This window comes from Lactobacillus delbrueckii subsp. jakobsenii ZN7a-9 = DSM 26046, assembly GCF_001888925.1.
Classification (GTDB): domain Bacteria; phylum Bacillota; class Bacilli; order Lactobacillales; family Lactobacillaceae; genus Lactobacillus; species Lactobacillus delbrueckii.
In genome coordinates this window covers 1,409,532-1,426,852 of the sequence record NZ_CP018218.1, presented here as the reverse complement: position 1 = coordinate 1,426,852, position 17,321 = coordinate 1,409,532, and the positions used below count along the sequence as shown (strand labels likewise).

Below are 17,321 nucleotides of genomic sequence, written 5' to 3'. Positions count from 1 at the left end.
AATCGCGGCTTGACTGCTTCGAGATGCATCACGATATGCTTGCCTGCTTTTTGCGGGCAAGATGCCTTTCCGACTGCCATGCTAAAAGTTTTCAGTGGGGCAGATAAAAAGCTATTGGATGACGCTATTCGGCGTTATTTGACAGCCAACCGTACTCACTGACCTTAACTTCAAAAGGTTAAAAATCTGATTTCTTTTGCCAAGTTGAATCTACCCATAGATTTAACTAGAAAGGAATATCAGAAAAACTTACCAATATTGATGTGATTATCAAGATTTAGTAAGTTTTATGATTCGGATTACAACAACCAATACGGCTTTAAGCAGGGGGATGACCAGCTGCGCTTTGTGGGAGCTTGTCTTAAGGACAGTTTTGGTGACCAGGCCTGCACCCGGTCGGGTGAAGACCGCTTTTATACCTACTGCCAGGAATATGGCCTGTGAGTCCTTGGAAGATCTTTTTAAGTCCGGAATAGTTTACTATGATGACAAGCTGGACCAAAGACACCGCCTGCAAGAGTATGTGCTTAGCCACATTGACGAGGCCCTGGAAAAGGGCTGGATCCAGGTTTACTTTCAGCCGGTTATCCGGACTTTGACTGATAAGGTCTGCAATCTGGAAGCTCTGAGCCGGTGGATTGACCCGCCGGGGCCTGCGCAGCTGGGTCAATTACTATACCAAGTCCTCGACCATGCCAAACCGCGTGGTGACGGTCTTTGCCCTGGATGAAGGCGGTGAGTCGGAATTCAAGCGGATCGCAGCAACTGACGTGGAATTTTCGAGGTCAACCAGCAGCTCCTAAATGACCGGAGATACTTCAGCTCGAGAGGCTGACTTTGCTGAACAAGGGGATTTCTGCGCCAAGAATGATATTGACCGCATTCTGCTGGTTCCGGTTAAGAATGACTTTGGTGAGATCCAAGCCTATTTGCTTCTGACTAATGTCTATGACAAGGGCGAAATTAATCCGGTCAGCCTTCTGCAGCACCTGGCGCCTGTCTTTAGCAAGAAGCTGCGGGACGCGGCTCTCAGGATTAAGCAAGATTAAGGCAAGAAAAAAGGAGTCACGCTGGTGACTCCTTTTACTTTCTGATAAATAAGCTTGGCGACTTGGTCTTGTAGCTGAAGCCTTCGCCCAAAGCTTCGTTGACGTCAAAGAAGATGATGAAGGCATGCGGGTCTTCTTGCTTGACGATTTTCTTTAATTCTGGGATTTCTCTTGGTGACAGGACCAGGTAGATCATGTGGCGGGGTTCGTTGGAATAGCCGCCCTCAGCGTTAATATAGGTGAAGCCCCGCTCTAAGCGCAGGTCAATCAGCTTGGCGATATTCCGGTAATTCTGGGAAATGATAAAGACCCCCTTGGCCCGGGTCCCGCCTTCAGTAACCAAGGCCATGACTTTGGATAAAATGAAGCAGGAGACCATGGTGTAGCCGACATGGAAGAAGTCCAGGTAAGACAGGGAGCAGGCCAGGGCTAAGAAGTCCAGGGCCAGAAGGCCCTTGCTGGGCGTGATCCCATATTTTTCCTGCAAGACCCGGGCGGCAATATCACTGCCCCCGGTGGTCCCGTTAAAGTGGAAGACCAGTCCTAGTCCCAGCCCCGACAAGCAGCCGGCCGTGACAGTAGCCAGGAAGGGGTCGTGATGGAGGGGAACTTGGTCTATAATAGACTGCAGGGTCCACATGCTTAAGAAGAAGGACAGGCAAAGGGTTCCCCAGACGGTATAAATCATGGCCCGCTTGCCCATATATTTAAAGCCTAAAAAGATCAAGGGAATGTTGATGATGAAGGTGCTGAGACCGGGGTTGACCCCCCAGAAGTGGCGGATGATCAGGGTGAAACCCGACAATCCCCCGTCGGCCAGCTTGTTGGGAATCGACACCATATCCACGCTGAAGGCGTAGATGGCCGAGCCCAGGGCAATCATCAGGATGTTGATCGTGTCACTAGTGGCCCATTTGAATTTTGGCTTGTTCATTTCGACACTCCTTTCTTAATTATTCCCATGCGTAATCAATTTTAGCAAAAAAAAGTCGAGGTGGAGAAAAAGATGACTAATATTCGTATAACGGAAGTTTTTACCCAGGCCATGCCGGTCCTGGAAAAGTTGGAAGAAGCTGGCTTTGAAGCTTACTTCGTCGGCGGCTGCGTCCGCGACCTGCTCTTAGAGCGGCCGATTCATGACGTGGATATCGCGACCAGTGCCTACCCGGAAGAAGTCAAGGAGACTTTTGCCAAAAGTATCGACACTGGCATCCAGCACGGGACAGTGACCGTCCTTTATGGGGGATCCAGCTACGAGATCACGACTTTCAGAACGGAATCCGGCTACCAGGACTTCCGCCGGCCAGACAAGGTCACCTTCGTGCAGAACCTGGACGAGGACTTAAAGCGGCGGGACTTTACCATCAATGCCCTGGCCATGAACCGGCAAGGGGAGATCATTGACCTTTTCGATGGTTTAGGCGACTTGAAGCGGCGGGTGATCAAGGCTGTTGGCGTGGCTGAAGACCGTTTCCATGAGGATGCCTTGCGGATGATGCGAGCAGTCCGCTTCATGAGCCAGCTCTCTTTCAGCCTGGAAGAAAAGACCAGGCAGGCTATTATCAACAATCACGAGCTTTTAAGCAAGATTTCCGTGGAAAGAATCAGGGAAGAATTTGTCAAGCTGGCCCTGGGCAAGAACAGCCGGCAGGCTTTTAAGGACTTTTTGGCCACCGGCTTAAGCGAGGAATGCCCGGGTCTGGCCGGGAAAAAGGACCAGCTCTCTGTCTTCACCGACCTTAAGGCTGGTCCGGATGACGAAGCAGTCTTTTGGAGCTTGATCGCCGTTTTAATCAACCTGCCGGCTGACAAGATTTCGCCTTTCATGCGGGCCTGGAAGAACTCCAATGCAATGAACCAGCAAGTCAGACAGATCGTGGCCGCCTTTGACCTCTTGAGCCGGGGGGGAGAGAGCGATTTTGACCTCTTTGAAATCGGCCAGGAGAACCTGGAGGCGGCTTTAAAGCTAGCGGGGCTTTTGGGCAATCCTCTATCCAGCCAGGCCTTGTTAGACCGCTATAACCGTCTGCCAATCAAGGCGGCAGGGGAGCTGGCCATTGACGGCCAGTGGCTGATCAAGGAGGGGATTAAGCCTTCACCGGAACTGGGCCAGCTTTTGCGCAAAGCCCTTGAGGGCGTGGTCAGCGGCCAGGTAGAGAACAGCCAGGCGGCAATCGCGGAATTTTTGGCAATCTAAAAGGCGCTGGTCACCAGCGCCTTTTTTATACATAAAATAAAACCGAAAAGAAAATCAAGATGGAGCCCAGCAAAACGAAGAAGTGCCAGATGACGTGGCTATATGGCAGGCCCCGCATAGAGAAGAAGAGGCAGCCAAAGGTGTAGGCAATCCCGCCTGAGACTAAAAGCCAGAATCCGGTCGGCCCCAGGCTGAAATAAAGCTGGCTGCCGGCCAGGATCACCATCCAGCCCATGGCGATATAAAGGATGGTATCGCCGATAACGTGCTTGCCCTGGTTGAAGATATAATAGAGGATCCCAAAGACCGTCAGGGCCCAGATGATGCCGAACATGACCCAGCCTTTAGCCCCGCCGATCGTGACCAGGGTATAAGGGGTATAAGAGCCGGCAATCGCGATAAAGATTGAAGAGTGGTCGAAGATCTGGAAGACCTTGTTCGCCTTGGTAAAGACCAGGCTGTGGTAGAGGGTCGAGAAGAGGTAAAGCAGGATCATGCAAGCCCCGTAGATGGCAAAAGTTGTCACTCTGAGGGCGCTGTGGCTGTGGGCGGCCCGGACCACTAAAATAACCAGGCCGGCGATTGAGAGGCCGAAGCCGATCCCGTGCACGACGGCTGAGAGAATATTGTCAATAATATAGTAAGATTTGGGCCGGTCTTCGACCGGCTGCCAAGGATTGAAAGCCATATAAAGTCCCTTTCAGTTTTGATCAATTAATTATAATTTTTAGCCGAAAATTTGCTATACTAAAGTCTGTATTAAGTCTAATTCTATCACAACTGAGAAGCTGATAGGATAATTTGTAAATTGAGGTCAGTTAAATTGTCTAAGATCAAGATCATGACGGATTCCTCAGTACAGCTGAGTCCGGAAGAAATTGAAAAATACGGTATTACGGTGGTGCCCCTGTCGGTGACAATCGACGGACATACCTACACGGATGGCGTTGACATTACCCGGGCTGACTTTATCCAAAAGATGGATGAGGCAGAGAAGCTGCCCAAGACCAGCCAGCCCCCGGTCGGCCTGTTCGTGGAGAGAATGGAGGAACTGACGGCTGACGGCAGTGAAGTCCTGGGGATTTTCATGGCCAAGACCCTGTCGGGGACAGTTGATTCCGCCCGCCAGGCCGCTGAAATGGTAGCCGGCAAGATCACGGTCATCGACTGCGGCTATACTGACCGCTCTCAAGGCTACTACTGCATTGAGGCGGCCAAGGACGCGGAAGCGGGCAAGGAAATGGATGAAATCCTGGCTCACCTGGACCAGATCGGCAAGAATATGTACCTGGAAATGATGGTGCCCAACCTGCAGAACATTTTAGCCGGCGGCCGTTTGGGCAAGTGGGCCGGCCGGGTGGTTTCAGCTTTGAACTTCCACGTCGGCCTAACCATGAAAGAGGGCAGCTTGAATGTCCCTTACCGGGGCCGGGGGAAGAAATTCATCAAGAAGTTTGACGACATGCTTGTCGACCAGTTGAAAGAACTGGGCGACAAGGTCAAGTATGTCGGCATCTCCTATGTCGACACCAGAGACAAGATGGAAGAGCTCGCCCAGCGCTTCAAGGAGGTCAACCCGGACCTGGAGATCCTGGTCCAGGAAACCAGCCCGATCATCATCACCCACGCCGGCCATGGGGCCTACGCGGTCATGTTTTATACGGAGTAATATATGGCCTACCGACAAAGTTTTTACCAGTTTTTGATGACTTTGCGCGATCCGGATTCAAATGGCGACCTGGCCCAGTTTGCCAACAACGCCCAGTTTGATTCTACCTTTCCCAGACAGGAGCAGGACCGGACCAGGCTGTCAGAATATCTGGAGGAAAATGCCGCTTACCTGCCCAGCATGACGATTTTTGACGATGCTTACCAGGCTTATGAAGAGAAAATGCAGTACTAGGATAATTTTTAGGATTCAGTGACAAGCACGAAAGGGAGCCCCGGCTTCCTTTTCTGCTGTTTTTGGGAGGAAAAATGACTAAAATTCAATGGTATCCAGGCCACATGAATAAGGCTAGGAATCAGCTGGAAGAAAAATTAAACTTAATTGACGTTGTTATTGAAGTTTTGGACGCCCGGATTCCCAGCGCTTCCAGAAACCCGATGATCAATGAACTGGTCGGCGACAAGCCGCACCTGATCATTTTAAACAAGAGCGACCTGGCTGACCCGGTGATGACCAAGCTCTGGCAAAAGAAATTGCAGGGCCCGCGCACCTTGGTCATGGCAATGGATGCCCAGCACAACACTAATATGCAGGCCTTGATCACCTTGATCAAGAAGGCAGCCAGCGAAAAGGTCAAGAAGCTGGAAGAGAGAGGGGCCTCCAACCCGATCATCCGCGTCTGCCTAGTTGGCGTGCCTAACTGCGGCAAGTCCACTATCATCAACCGCCTGGTTGGCCGCAATGTCACCATGACCGGGGACCGGCCGGGGGTAACCAAGGGCCAGGCCTGGCTGAAGACCCCATATGGCATCCAGATCCTGGACACGCCGGGGATTCTCTGGCCAAAGTTTGAAGACCAGGACGTAGGCTACAAGCTGGCTGCTTTTGGGGCCATCAAGGACACGATTTTCCACGCTGACGACGTTGCACTTTTTGTCATCCGGCAGCTGCGGCAGTACTACCCGGCTTATCTGGCCAAGTTCGCCAACTGCACTAAGGATAAGCTGGAAAATATCGGCGACACTGACCTGCTTTTGGCCATGACTCAAAACAGCGGGATGCGGGACGACTATGACCGTTTCTCCCTCTTCATGCTGCAGCGATTAAGAAAGGGCAAGCTAGGCAGGATCAGCCTGGACCGGCCAAGCGCGAATAATGAAAATTAATGAAATTAAAGACCTGCTGCAAGCGGATTCTATCGACCCAACTATTCTGGCGGAATTAGCCAAAGACGACCGCAAGGGGGTCCAGAAGCTGCTGGTCAGCTACCAGCGCCGGCAGGAAAAGCTGGCTAAGCAAAAGGAAGAATTCTTGGGCCGCTTCAGTTACGAGAAGGATTTTTGGGCTAAAGGGCAGCTCGTAGCCGGAGTCGATGAAGTCGGCCGGGGTCCTTTGGCTGGCCCGGTTGTGGCGGCTGCCGTCATTTTGCCGGAAGATTTTTCCTTACTGGAAGTCAATGACTCAAAGAAACTGAGTCCGCAAAAGCGCCTGGCCCTGTATCCCAAGATCCTGCAAGAGGCTGTTGCTGTCGGCGTCGGGGTCATGGACAACAAAGTGATTGACCAGATCAATATTTACGAGGCTGACCGCCTGGCCATGAAGCAGGCCGTGGAAGCTTTGAGCACCAGGCCAGATGCTTTGCTGGTCGATGCCATGAACGTGCCGGTGGACTTGCCCCAGCTAGAATTGATCAAGGGGGATGCTAAGTCTAACTCGATTGCCGCGGCCTCAATTGTGGCCAAGGTTTTCAGAGACTCTTTGATGGATGATTACGCCCGTCTTTATCCAGACTATGCCTTTGACCATAATGCCGGCTATGGAACCAAGGACCACCTGGAAGCATTAAGAAAATACGGCCCAACGCCGATTCACCGCCTGACCTTCAGTCCGGTGAGCGAGATGGTTGGACTTAAAAAGGCTGACTAGATCGGTCTTTTTCTTTTTGGTCAAAAAAGAAAAAATAAAAATTTTGAGAAAAAGAAAAATTCCCGCTTTTTGGCGTAATAGTAAGTGGAGGGAAAAAATGAATAAAACCGAATTCTTACTGCGCCTGAAGCTGCAGAAGGGCCTCAGCTATCTCAAAATATTGCAGGTCATGCAGCAGATGCCCCCGGATGAGGACGTGGACCATGAATGGCTGAACTGCCTGGAACTGCCTGATGAAATCCTCTACCGGGTGGAGCGGGCCTTTTTAAGTGACCGCTACGAAAGTGCCATTGAAAACTTGCAAAGGAATTTCAAAATAATTAGTTTCTTTGACGATGCTTATCCAGTACGATTAAGAGAAATTTATCGTCCGCCGATTTTGCTTTTTGCCAAGGGGGACTTGTCCCTTTTGGAAAAAGAGGTGACGGTAATCGTGGGGTCAAGAACGCCAAGTCAATATTCCGGCAAGGTGATTGAGAACCTCATGCCGGTTTTGCTAAAGAAAAAACAGGTGATCGCCAGTGGCCTGGCTAAGGGCGTTGATGCCCTGGCTCACCAGAATGCCTTGAATTTTGGCGGTAAGACCATCGCGGTTGTGGCTAATGGCCTGAACTATTTTTACCCCCGGGAAAATACGCTCTTGCAGCAGCAAATTGCCGCCCGGGGTCTCCTGCTTAGCGAATACCTGCCCGACACGCCGCCAAGGCCCTTCCGCTTTCCAGAGCGCAACCGGATTTTGGCCGGGATTTGCAAGAACGTGATCGTGACTGAAGCCAAAGCCCATTCCGGTTCGTTGATTACGGCCAATTTGGCCCTGCAGGAAAACCGGAACGTATTTGCCGTCCCTGGTGTAATCACCAGCCCCTTGTCGGCCGGCACCAACCAGCTGATTTCAGCTGGGGCAACCCCGGTTATCGACAAGGAAATTGACCTGTGAAAGATCAAATTCTTGCAAAAATTGCCTGTCTGCTCCCTTAAGTTAATTTTCTTTTGGTTGACAATTCCGGAAATTATTTCTATATTGAAGAAGATTTAATTTCGAATTTAGTGAAAGGGGCATTTGATGCCTGCTACAGCAAAAGAAGATAAAAGCAAGAGCAGTAAAAAGACCGCGGCTGCCAAGAAGAGCAGCCCGAAGCGGAAAAAGAGCAAGGTGAAAAAAGACCTGGTTATCGTGGAATCTCCAGCCAAGGCCCACACTATCGAGAAGTACCTGGGCCGGAAGTACCACGTAATCGCCTCTAAAGGGCACATCCGGGACTTGCCCAAGTCCCAGATGGGGGTCGACATTGAACACGACTACCAGCCAAAATACATCTCCATCCGGGGGAAGGGTGACATCATCAAGGAACTGAAGGCTGAAGCCAAGAAGGCCAACAAAGTCTACCTGGCTTCCGACCCCGACCGGGAAGGGGAAGCTATTGCCTGGCACGTGGCCCATGTTTTAGGCCTGGACGAAAAAGAAGATAACCGGGTAACCTTTAACGAAGTTACCAAGGACGCGGTCAAGGATGCCTTCAACCACTCCCGGACCATCGATATGGACATGGTCAACGCTCAGCAGGCCCGCCGGGTCTTGGACCGCTTGGTCGGCTACTCTTTGTCGCCGATTCTCTGGTCCAAGGTCAAGAAGGGGCTGTCAGCCGGCCGGGTGCAGTCAGTTGCCTTGAAGCTGGTTATCGATCGGGAAAAGGAAATTAAGGCCTTCAAGCCGGTTGAATACTGGACGATTGACGCTGAATTTGCCAAGGGCAAGGACAAGTTCCAGGCTAGCTTTTACGGCGAAGAAGGCAAAAAGACGGAATTGCCAAATAACGAGGCCGTCCAGAAGCTGCTGGCTAAGTTTGACAAGAAGCAGCCGTTTACGGTCAGTAAGGTAGTTAAAAGAGAAGTCCGCCGGCAGCCAGCCGCGCCGTTTACCACTTCCACCATGCAGCAGGAAGCCAACCGGCGGCTGAACTTCCGGACTTCAAAGACCATGAACATTGCCCAGCACCTGTATGAAGGGATCAGCCTGGGCAAGGAAGGCACGGTCGGTTTGATCACCTACATGAGGACTGACTCCAAGCGGATCTCACCAGTTGCCCGCCAGGAAGCAGCTCAGTTCATCGTTGAGGAATACGGCAGCGACTTCGCGGTCAAGAAGGAGCGCCACTTCAAGAATCAAGGCGACGCTCAGGATGCCCACGAAGCTGTCCGGCCGACCAGTGTCTACCGGACACCGAAGTCCCTGGAAAAGGTTTTGACCAAGGATGAGCTCCGCCTTTACACCTTAATTTGGAGCCGTTTTCTGGCTAGTGAAATGACTCCGGCCGTCTTTGACACGGTCCGCTATGACTTGACCCAAAATGGGGTGACCTTCAGAGCCAGCGGGTCAGTTATGAAGTTTGCCGGCTACACCAAGGTTTATGACAACCGGAGTGAAAAGAACGTGGCCCTGGCAGCCCTGGAAGAGGGCGACGAGGTCAAGCTGACCAAGTCAGACAACAAGCAGCACTTCACCCAGCCGCCGGCCCGCTATACTGAAGCAAGCCTGGTCCGGGCTCTGGAAGAAAACGGGGTTGGCCGGCCGTCAACTTACGCGCCGACCATCCAGAACATCCAGTCCCGGAATTATGTCAAGCTGGAAGGGCGGGCAATCGTGCCAACTGAACTGGGGGAAATCGTCGACGGCTTGGTTGAGCAGTTCTTCCCGGACATCACCAGCGTTGACTACACGGCCAAGCTGGAAGATGAACTCGATGAAGTCGAAGAAGGCAAGAAAGACTGGGTCAGTGTGGTCGACCAGTACTACAAGCCATTCTCCAAAGAACTGGAGAAAGCCGACAGCGAGATCCAGAAGATCCAGATCAAGGACCAGCCAGCTGGCTTTGATTGTGAAGTCTGCGGGGCCCCGATGCTGGTCAAGATGGGCCGCTACGGCAAGTTCTACGGCTGTTCCCGTTTCCCGGACTGCCGCCACACCCAGACCATCGTCAAGAAGGTCGGCGTGACTTGTCCGAAGTGCGGGGAAGGCGAAGTTCTGGAAAAGAAGTCCAAGCGGGGCCGGAAATTCTATGGCTGTTCCCGCTATCCAGACTGTGACTTTGTTTCCTGGGACAAGCCGATCAGCCGGGTCTGCCCGCACGATGGCCACTTTCTGGTCGAAAAGAAGCGCAAGGACGGCATGGTCGTCCTCTGCCCGAATGGCGACTACAAGGAAGAGCCAAGAGAAGAACAAGACGAAGCAGCCGAATAAGTTGAAAGTTAAAGCAAAGATGTCACCAAGGCCCTTGGTGGCATTTTTTGCTCAGAGCGTGCGATTAGGCAGGGAGAAGCTTTTTCGGTAAAATGGTAAGTAAATAATTTTTAAGCGAAGGATTGAATCAAATGACAGAAAAAGTTACGGTAATTGGCGCTGGGTTGGCCGGCAGCGAAGCAGCATGGCAGCTGGCCAAAAGAGGGATCAAGGTTGACTTGTACGAAATGCGGCCAAAGAAAATGACTCCGGCCCATGAAAGCGGCAATTTTGCGGAATTAGTCTGCACCAACTCCATGCGGTCCAACCAGCTTTCAAACGCTGTTGGCCTCTTGAAAGAAGAAATGCGGCAGATGGACTCCTTGATCATGCAAGCGGCTGATGCCTGCCAGGTTCCAGCCGGCGGGGCGTTAGCCGTTGACCGGGAGCTTTTCTCCAAGTATGTGACCGACAAATTGACCAGCCTGCCGGAAGTGACCATTCACGATGAAGAAATCACTGACCTGCCAAGTGAAGGCATCACCGTTATCGCGACCGGTCCTTTGACCAGCGATAGCCTGGCAGAAAAGATCCAGGACTTTGAAGGCACCGAAAGCCTCCACTTCTTTGACGCGGCCGCTCCAATTATCGCGGCTGACTCCATTGACATGGACATCGTTTACAAGAAGAGTCGTTATGACCGGGGCGAAGCCGCCTACCTCAACTGCCCGATGACCAAGGAAGAATACGATCGCTTTGCCAATGCCCTGGTTCACGCGGAAACTGCTGAAATGCACGGCTTTGAAAACAGCGAGGTCTTTGAAGGTTGCATGCCGATCGAAGTCATGGCGGCCCGGGGGGCCAAGACCATGCTCTTTGGTCCTTTAAAGCCAGTCGGCCTGGAGAACCCGAAGGACGGCAAGACTCCTTACGCTGTCGTTCAGCTCCGCCAGGACAACGCTGCTGCCTCCATGTACAATATCGTGGGCTTCCAGACCCACCTCAAGTACGGGGAACAAAAGCGGGTCTTCCAAATGATCCCTGGCCTGGAAAACGCCCGCTTCGTCCGCTACGGCAAGATGCACCGGAACACCTACATGGCCAGCCCGAAAGTTTTAAAGGCCAGCTATGAAGCTAAAAAGCGGCCAGGCCTCTTCTTTGCCGGCCAGATGACCGGGGTGGAAGGCTACGTGGAAAGTGCCGGCAGCGGCCTGGTCGCCGGGATTAACGCGGCTAGAGAAGCCCTGGGGCAAGAGACGGTTGAATTCCCGGTAACCACTGCCCTTGGCTCTATGGCTCACTACATTACGACCACTGATGCCAAGCACTTCCAGCCAATGAACGCCAGCTTTGCCTTGATTCCGGGCCTGGAGGGCAAGAAGATCAGAAACAAGCGCGAGCGCCACGAAAAGATCAGTGAACGGGGCCTGGCCGACCTGGCCGCCTTTAAGGCAGAGAAGCTGGCTGACTAATGACCCTTGAAGAGCAGTTTCTTTCCTACTTGAAAAATGAGCGCTCTTACAGCCCCAAAACCGTCCTGGCCTACCAAAAGGACCTGGCAGCAGCTAAGAAATTCTGGCAGGAAAACGGGGGCTTTCCAGGCTGGGATCAAATATCCCGCCGGGACCTGGAAATTTACCTGCTGGCAACCGGGCAAAAGCTGGCATCCAGCACTTTATCCCGAAAATTATCCAGCCTTAAGTCTTTTTACCGACTTTTGACCAGACGGGGTTTGGTCAAAGCTGACCCGACCGTGGCCATTCAGCTTAGGCGAGGGAAGAAAAAGCTGCCGGAATTTTTCTACCAAGATGAAGTCGGCCAGGTCATCCGCTCGCTAAACGATGGCAAACCGTTAACAGTCCGCAACCGGGCAATTGTGGCGCTTTTTTACGCGACCGGGATGCGGCTGAGCGAACTAACTGACTTGAAAATTAAGCAGCTTGACCTGGAAAACGGCATGATTTTGGTGCACGGCAAGGGCAATAAGGACCGTTATGTCTTTTTTGACCAAGAGAGCAAAAAGTACTTGGAGGAATATCTGCAGGCAGCCCGGCCAAGTTTATTGAAAAATGAGCCAGATACCGAGGCAGTCTTTTTAAACAAGCTCGGTAGGCCAATTTCCAGCCGGGGGATTGCCAAAGCCGTCCAGCAAATTTTTCAAAAAGCAGGCTTGACGGCTGGTGCCCACCCCCATGAACTCCGCCATAGCTTCGCCACCGCCATGCTCAACAACGGGGCAGACCTCAGGAGCGTGCAGGAGCTCTTGGGCCATGAGGACTTGTCTACGACCCAGATCTATACTCATGTTAGCATGCAGCATCTTACGGCGGAATATCGCCAGCATTTTCCCCGAAAATGAGGAAAAGTGTTATTATGAAAATGTTTGGAAAGCGGCAATCATTTCCGCTTTTTAGCAAGATTTTTAAGTAACGCGATCAATAGAAAAGCAAACAAACGGAGGAAGAAAATGACAACGATTTGTTCAGTAAAATACAATGGCCAGACGGCGATTGCTGGCGACGGCCAGGTGACCCTGGGCAAGAGCATCATCGCCAAGACCACGGCCAAGAAGATCCGCCGCATTTACCACGACCAAGTGGTGATCGGCTTTGCCGGCGGGGTGGCGGATGCCGTCAGCCTGCAGGAAATGCTGGAAGGAGAGCTGGAAAGCTACAGCGGCGACTTACGCCGGGCAGCCGTGGAAATGGCCCAGTCCTGGCGGAAAGACCAGACCTTGCAGAAATTGGAAGCCATGGTTATTGCTTTTAACGACCAGGACCTGCTCTTGATTTCCGGCAACGGGGAAGTGCTCGAACCAGACGAAAGCGTGGTGGCCATCGGCTCAGGCGGCTACTATGCCCAGGCAGCGGCCGTGGGGATGCTACGGCATGCCAGCGGGATGACGGCCAGTGAAATCGCCAAGGAAGCAGTCAACATAGCTGCGGACATCGATGTTTTTACCGACCACGAGATTGTTACGGATGAAATCGAGGAAAAATAGGGATGAGAGAGAAAACTCCAAAGCAGATCGTTAACCTGCTGGACAAGTACATCGTCGGGCAGAATGAGGCCAAGAAGTCCGTGGCTATCGCCCTGTACAACCGCTATCGCCGGGCCCAGCTGCCAGAAGATGTGCAAAAGGACATTACGCCAAAGAACATTTTGATGGCCGGGCCAACCGGGGTCGGGAAGACGGAAATCGCCCGCCGCCTGGCTGATATCGTTGACGCGCCTTTTGTCAAGGTTGAGGCTACCAAGTTTACCGAAGTCGGCTACGTGGGCCGGGATGTTGAATCCATGGTCCGGGACCTGGCCAATGAAGCTGTCCGGATCGTGGAAAAAGAAGAATTTGTCAAGGTTGAAAGCCAGGCCATCCGCCAGGCCAACAAGACCCTGGTCCGCCTGCTGGTACCAGGCGTTAAGCGCAACAACCGGCAAAACCAGATGCAGCAGATGCAGGAAATGATTCAGAGCCTGCTGGCTGGCGGCGGGATGCCGGAAGAAACAGAAGAAGTTACTGACGAGATCAGAAACCAAAGACTCAGCGTGGCTGAAAAGCTGGACCGGGGGCTTTTGGAAAACGAAGAAGTCACCATCGAAGTTGAACAAGCTCCAAAGGCCAACCCAATGGGCGACATGATGGGGCAGATGGGGATGGACATGTCCAGCATGCTGGGTGACATGCTTCCTAAGAAGAAAGTCAAGCGGACCCTGCCGGTCAGCCAGGCCAGAAAGCTTTTGGTCCAAGAAGAAGAAAAGAAGCTGGTCAACTATGACGACATCTACCAAAAGGCCATGGACCGGGCCGGGCAGAGCGGGATCATCTTCATCGACGAAATCGACAAGATTACCGCGGCTGATAAGCGCAACTCCGCCGGCGTCTCAAGAGAAGGGGTTCAAAGAGACATCCTGCCGATCGTTGAAGGCTCAACCGTAAGCACTAAGTACGGTCCGCTTTCAACCGACCATATCCTCTTTATCGCGGCCGGGGCCTTTGCTGAAAGCAAGCCGAGCGACCTCATTCCGGAACTGCAGGGCCGGTTCCCGATCAGAGTTGAGCTGGACGCCTTGACCAAGGATGACTTCGTCAGAATCTTGAAGGACCCGCAAAACTCCCTCTTGAAGCAGTACATTGCCTTGCTGAAGGCTGACGGGGTTGACCTGGTCTTCACGGCTGAAGCAGTCGACAAGATTGCTGAAATTGCCTTTGAAGTCAACCAGGGGACGGACAATATAGGTGCCCGCCGCCTGGCTACGATTTTGGAGAAGCTGCTGGAAGAAGTTCTCTATGAAGGGCCGGACATGGAAATGGGACAAATCACCATCACCCAGGCCTATGTCGAACAGAAATTGAGCGATATCGTCAAGAACAAGGACCTGACCAAGTTCATCCTGTAAAGGAGGGATTTTTATCAAATTGTTCCTGAATTAGTGTAAAAATGCGATTGAGTTTAGAAAAAATAAGAGTATCAAGGGGCAAATAATGGATTATACTATCGAAAACGAGATTCTGAAGGTTACGGTATCAAGCCGCGGGGCAGAGCTGCAGAGCGTCATTGGTAAGCACATCGGCAATGAATACATCTGGCAGGCTGACCCGGAAGTCTGGGGCCGGCATGCTCCAGTCTTGTTCCCGATCGTGGGCAAGCTGAAGAATGATGAATACAGCTACCAGGGCCAGACCTACCACATGGGACAGCACGGCTTTGCCCGCAACATGGAATTTGCCCTGGAAGAGCAGACTAAGGAAAAGCTGACCTTCCTTTTGACCGACACAGAAGAAACCAGAGCTGTCTACCCTTTCAAGTTTGAATTCCGGGTCAGCTATGAGCTTTTGAACAACATGATCAAGGAAAGCTTCCACGTCACTAACAAGGGTGAAGGGGACATGATCTTCGGCGTCGGCGGCCACCCGGGCTTTGCCTTGCCGGTTGAAGACGGGGTCAAGAAGGATGACTTCTACCTTCAGGTCAATCCGGCCAAGCCCCGGGTGCAGGTGCCGCTGGAAGGCGGCCTGCTCAACTGGGAAAAGCGGTTCCTGGCCCCAACTGAATCCTTGATCACGATCACTGACGATCTCTTTAAGGATGATGCCATGGTGTTGGTGATGCGGCACCCGGACAACAAGTTCTCCATCAAGACGGAAACCAGCCGCTTCCACATCAATGTCAGAACTGATTCAGCTCCTTACGTGGGCATCTGGTCCCAGTACCCAAAGACGGCTGATTACGTCTGCATCGAACCATGGTGGGGGATCGCTGACCTTACCGATACTGACGGGGACCTGGAAGATAAGAAGGGGATGAACCGGCTGGCAAGCGGGGAAGACTTCGAAGCCAGCTTCCGCATGTCCTTCCACAGCAAGGTCCAGAGCGAATAAGAGTTAGAAAGTAAAGATAATTTTTTGCATGAGCTGCCAGATTCTGGCAGCTTTTTTTATGGAAAAAAGCTGGCCAAACATTCTGAAAGCGGACAAAAAAATAAAACGATTTGGACTATAATTAACTTATAAAGTATGTGCTTGCAAAAAAGTGCTTGAATTCTGTTTTGGAAGAATAAAAAATGACGAAGCTATATAGCGTCCTAACGGCCGCTGCCCTTATGTCCCTTTGCCTTTTGGCCGGCTAGGAAAGCCAAGACAGCCAGGCAGATGAATATAATCCAGAAGTTAGAAACTTTTAGGTACGGGAAGGCGAATACCGGATTGCCCAGGAGCTGGTCAAGAATGCTAAAAGCCTACCGGCTAATACGGTTTATTATTCGTGCCCGAGCCCAATTTCACCAAGGCGGGGACATATAAGACCAGGATCCGCCTGCTTTATCCGGACAATTCAATGGAGACCAGCCAGGAAGTAACCGTCAGCGTTTATGACCATACCTGGAAGGCGAAGAAGACGGCCAAAAAGCATAAAAAGCTAATAAGAAGAGCAAGAAGTCCAAGCGCCTGATCACCAAGCGGGCAAAAGTGCCTAAGAAGACCAGTTTCCGCTTTGCCCGAGTGCCAAACTTCAAGTGGGCCGGGAGCTACTACACTGCCTTTTTGGTCACCTACCCAGACAAGTCGACCTGGACCAGTTCAGAATTCATGATCGAGGTTGCCCCGGGAGCAGAAAGCACGCAGAGCAACTGAGTTTATTAACATCATTCTTTAAATCAAGACCAAAATGGGTCTTGATTTTTTGTTTTTTAATCTGTATTTTTCACAAACCTTTGCTATAATATCGACTGGTAAGCGGTTACAAGTCGCCCATAAATTAAGTCAACATGGGGAAATAGCCAATGAGAAAAATCAAGTGTGAGCTTTGCGGGCAAAGAGATTTGTTAAAAGAAGGCAGCCGTTTTGTTTGCCAGACCTGTGGGACAGCCTATTCAGCTGACCAGTTGCGCCGGCAATTTGACCTTGCCGACCAGGCGGAGATTTATGCTGAAGCCAAGCAGGCCTACCGGGCCAAGCGCTTCAAGCAGGCCAGGCAGCTGTATCTGGCCTTAGCGGAAGAAGGGGACCAGCAGGCGGCCTTTTACGCCAGCCTTTCCAGCAGCCAGCTCGACCCGGCGGCGGACTTTGCCCCCCTTTTGAATCAGCTGCGGGCAGCTTTAGTGGCCAGCCGGGGAAAGGGCGGGGAAGGCTACTTTGCTTTTGCCAGCCGGGCCCTGGGCGAAGTGATCGTTTTTGCCCTGGCAGTGGAAGAAGAATGTGAAGAAGACTTTCAAAAGCAGGCTCAGCGCCTGGAACTCAGTTCCCGGCAGACCCTGGAGAAGGCCCACCAGAAGATGCAGAAAGAAGCCGGCCGGGCCTGGCTCTTGATGAGCCAGGCAGCCCACCTCTGCGTAGGGGAGAGCGATGATTTAGCCGCTGTCAGTCCCTATTTCTGGGAGCTGGTCGATGCGATTATCGATGACTTGAGCATCAACCAGAAGCGGGGAACGATTGCCTTGGGCAACGTGAAAGAAGAACGGACTTATTTTGAAGCCTTGAAGGCTGAGAAAAAGGCCAAAAAGCTGGTTAATGGTTAATCTTTTTAAAGTGAATCTTGGCTAAGGCAAATTTTTTGTAAAAAAGGCTTGCCAAGAGTTAAAAAGCTAAGTATGATATTACTTGGTCGGGGGATGCGAGGAGCCGTCCCTTGGTTGAATTGAAGATTGCGTTATAGCCAAGTGGTAAGGCAACGGTTTTTGGTACCGTCATGCGCTGGTTCGAATCCAGCTAACGCAATTGTGAGGAAGACACCCAGTCGGGTGTCTTTTTTGTTTTTTCTATCTTTC

At 51.9% G+C, this 17,321-nt stretch carries 18 protein-coding genes and 1 tRNA gene; 17 read left to right on the top strand and 2 right to left on the bottom strand.

The features are described from left to right. Positions 1-638 precede the first annotated feature (638 nt). Both LJ046_RS10450 and LJ046_RS07330 read left to right on the top strand, forming a co-directional pair. The gene (locus LJ046_RS10450; RefSeq protein WP_013439714.1) at positions 639-803 is read left to right on the top strand and encodes a hypothetical protein; all 165 of its coding nucleotides are present in this window, start codon (positions 639-641) and stop codon (positions 801-803) included. After that, positions 804-1,049, top strand: a complete 246-nt coding sequence (locus LJ046_RS07330) for a hypothetical protein (protein ID WP_002880208.1) — start codon at positions 804-806, stop codon at positions 1,047-1,049. Between the two features lie 34 nt (positions 1,050-1,083). Here LJ046_RS07330 and LJ046_RS07325 read toward each other — a convergent pair whose 3' ends face one another. Beyond that, entirely contained in the window at positions 1,084-1,983 is a 900-nt protein-coding gene (locus LJ046_RS07325; protein ID WP_002880207.1) for a YitT family protein, read from the bottom strand. A gap of 72 nt (positions 1,984-2,055) precedes the next feature. Here LJ046_RS07325 and LJ046_RS07320 point away from each other — a divergent pair, with 72 nt between their 5' ends. After that, complete coding sequence (locus LJ046_RS07320; RefSeq protein WP_002880206.1) at positions 2,056-3,246, top strand: CCA tRNA nucleotidyltransferase; 1,191 nt, start codon at positions 2,056-2,058, stop codon at positions 3,244-3,246. Between the two features lie 25 nt (positions 3,247-3,271). Here the strand turns inward: LJ046_RS07320 and trhA are convergent, their stop codons facing one another. Continuing rightward, on the bottom strand, positions 3,272-3,934 hold the full coding sequence (gene trhA, locus LJ046_RS07315) for a PAQR family membrane homeostasis protein TrhA (RefSeq protein WP_002880205.1): 663 nt from the start codon (positions 3,932-3,934) through the stop codon (positions 3,272-3,274). Positions 3,935-4,069: 135 nt separating this feature from the next. On the opposite strand from trhA, the gene LJ046_RS07310 reads away from it, so the two are divergent. From LJ046_RS07310 to LJ046_RS07245, 14 genes are all read left to right on the top strand, one after another. After that, complete coding sequence (locus LJ046_RS07310; RefSeq protein ID WP_002880203.1) at positions 4,070-4,915, top strand: DegV family protein; 846 nt, start codon at positions 4,070-4,072, stop codon at positions 4,913-4,915. 3 nt (positions 4,916-4,918) lie between these two features. Next, the gene (locus LJ046_RS07305) at positions 4,919-5,149 is read left to right on the top strand and encodes a YozE family protein (RefSeq protein WP_002880201.1); all 231 of its coding nucleotides are present in this window, start codon (positions 4,919-4,921) and stop codon (positions 5,147-5,149) included. Between the two features lie 74 nt (positions 5,150-5,223). Further along, complete coding sequence (gene ylqF, locus LJ046_RS07300; protein ID WP_002880200.1) at positions 5,224-6,081, top strand: ribosome biogenesis GTPase YlqF; 858 nt, start codon at positions 5,224-5,226, stop codon at positions 6,079-6,081. Continuing rightward, positions 6,071-6,841, top strand: coding sequence for a ribonuclease HII (locus LJ046_RS07295; RefSeq protein WP_002880199.1), 771 nt, complete (start codon positions 6,071-6,073; stop codon positions 6,839-6,841). The genes ylqF and LJ046_RS07295 overlap by 11 nt, the downstream gene beginning before the upstream one ends. A gap of 97 nt (positions 6,842-6,938) precedes the next feature. Further along, complete coding sequence (dprA, locus tag LJ046_RS07290) at positions 6,939-7,778, top strand: DNA-processing protein DprA (RefSeq protein WP_002880198.1); 840 nt, start codon at positions 6,939-6,941, stop codon at positions 7,776-7,778. 126 nt (positions 7,779-7,904) lie between these two features. Then, entirely contained in the window at positions 7,905-10,079 is a 2,175-nt protein-coding gene (gene topA, locus LJ046_RS07285) for a type I DNA topoisomerase (protein ID WP_002880197.1), read from the top strand. Between the two features lie 131 nt (positions 10,080-10,210). Further along, complete coding sequence (trmFO, locus tag LJ046_RS07280; protein WP_002880196.1) at positions 10,211-11,530, top strand: methylenetetrahydrofolate--tRNA-(uracil(54)-C(5))-methyltransferase (FADH(2)-oxidizing) TrmFO; 1,320 nt, start codon at positions 10,211-10,213, stop codon at positions 11,528-11,530. Continuing rightward, the gene (gene xerC, locus LJ046_RS07275; protein ID WP_002880195.1) at positions 11,530-12,417 is read left to right on the top strand and encodes a tyrosine recombinase XerC; all 888 of its coding nucleotides are present in this window, start codon (positions 11,530-11,532) and stop codon (positions 12,415-12,417) included. The genes trmFO and xerC overlap by 1 nt, the downstream gene beginning before the upstream one ends. Positions 12,418-12,525: 108 nt before the next feature. Then, positions 12,526-13,059, top strand: a complete 534-nt coding sequence (hslV, locus tag LJ046_RS07270; RefSeq protein WP_002880194.1) for an ATP-dependent protease subunit HslV — start codon at positions 12,526-12,528, stop codon at positions 13,057-13,059. A 2-nt stretch (positions 13,060-13,061) separates the two neighbouring features. After that, complete coding sequence (hslU, locus tag LJ046_RS07265) at positions 13,062-14,456, top strand: ATP-dependent protease ATPase subunit HslU (RefSeq protein WP_002880193.1); 1,395 nt, start codon at positions 13,062-13,064, stop codon at positions 14,454-14,456. An 85-nt stretch (positions 14,457-14,541) separates the two neighbouring features. Then, complete coding sequence (locus LJ046_RS07260; protein ID WP_002880191.1) at positions 14,542-15,438, top strand: aldose 1-epimerase family protein; 897 nt, start codon at positions 14,542-14,544, stop codon at positions 15,436-15,438. 585 nt (positions 15,439-16,023) lie between these two features. Beyond that, entirely contained in the window at positions 16,024-16,188 is a 165-nt protein-coding gene (locus LJ046_RS10045; RefSeq protein ID WP_002880190.1) for a hypothetical protein, read from the top strand. A gap of 149 nt (positions 16,189-16,337) precedes the next feature. Further along, positions 16,338-17,072 carry a hypothetical protein gene (locus LJ046_RS07250; RefSeq protein ID WP_002880189.1) on the top strand — a complete coding sequence of 245 codons (735 nt, stop codon included), beginning with the start codon at positions 16,338-16,340 and terminating at the stop codon, positions 17,070-17,072. Positions 17,073-17,199: 127 nt separating this feature from the next. Then, a tRNA-Gln gene (locus LJ046_RS07245) sits at positions 17,200-17,271 on the top strand. Positions 17,272-17,321 lie beyond the last annotated feature (50 nt).

Excerpts from the sequence above, each read along its gene's own strand:
- LJ046_RS07295 (WP_002880199.1), top strand. The coding sequence starts at position 6,071 with ATGAAAATTAATGAAATTAAAGACCTGCTGCAAGCGGATTCTATCGAC.
- LJ046_RS07320 (WP_002880206.1), top strand. The coding sequence starts at position 2,056 with ATGACTAATATTCGTATAACGGAAGTTTTTACCCAGGCCATGCCGGTC.
- trmFO (WP_002880196.1), top strand. The coding sequence starts at position 10,211 with ATGACAGAAAAAGTTACGGTAATTGGCGCTGGGTTGGCCGGCAGCGAA.
- topA (WP_002880197.1), top strand. The coding sequence starts at position 7,905 with ATGCCTGCTACAGCAAAAGAAGATAAAAGCAAGAGCAGTAAAAAGACC.
- hslV (WP_002880194.1), top strand. The coding sequence starts at position 12,526 with ATGACAACGATTTGTTCAGTAAAATACAATGGCCAGACGGCGATTGCT.
- LJ046_RS07250 (WP_002880189.1), top strand. The coding sequence starts at position 16,338 with ATGAGAAAAATCAAGTGTGAGCTTTGCGGGCAAAGAGATTTGTTAAAA.
- xerC (WP_002880195.1), top strand. The coding sequence starts at position 11,530 with ATGACCCTTGAAGAGCAGTTTCTTTCCTACTTGAAAAATGAGCGCTCT.
- LJ046_RS07325 (WP_002880207.1), bottom strand. The coding sequence starts at position 1,983 with ATGAACAAGCCAAAATTCAAATGGGCCACTAGTGACACGATCAACATC.
- hslU (WP_002880193.1), top strand. The coding sequence starts at position 13,062 with ATGAGAGAGAAAACTCCAAAGCAGATCGTTAACCTGCTGGACAAGTAC.
- LJ046_RS07305 (WP_002880201.1), top strand. The coding sequence starts at position 4,919 with ATGGCCTACCGACAAAGTTTTTACCAGTTTTTGATGACTTTGCGCGAT.
- dprA (WP_002880198.1), top strand. The coding sequence starts at position 6,939 with ATGAATAAAACCGAATTCTTACTGCGCCTGAAGCTGCAGAAGGGCCTC.
- ylqF (WP_002880200.1), top strand. The coding sequence starts at position 5,224 with ATGACTAAAATTCAATGGTATCCAGGCCACATGAATAAGGCTAGGAAT.
- LJ046_RS07330 (WP_002880208.1), top strand. The coding sequence starts at position 804 with ATGACCGGAGATACTTCAGCTCGAGAGGCTGACTTTGCTGAACAAGGG.
- LJ046_RS07260 (WP_002880191.1), top strand. The coding sequence starts at position 14,542 with ATGGATTATACTATCGAAAACGAGATTCTGAAGGTTACGGTATCAAGC.
- trhA (WP_002880205.1), bottom strand. The coding sequence starts at position 3,934 with ATGGCTTTCAATCCTTGGCAGCCGGTCGAAGACCGGCCCAAATCTTAC.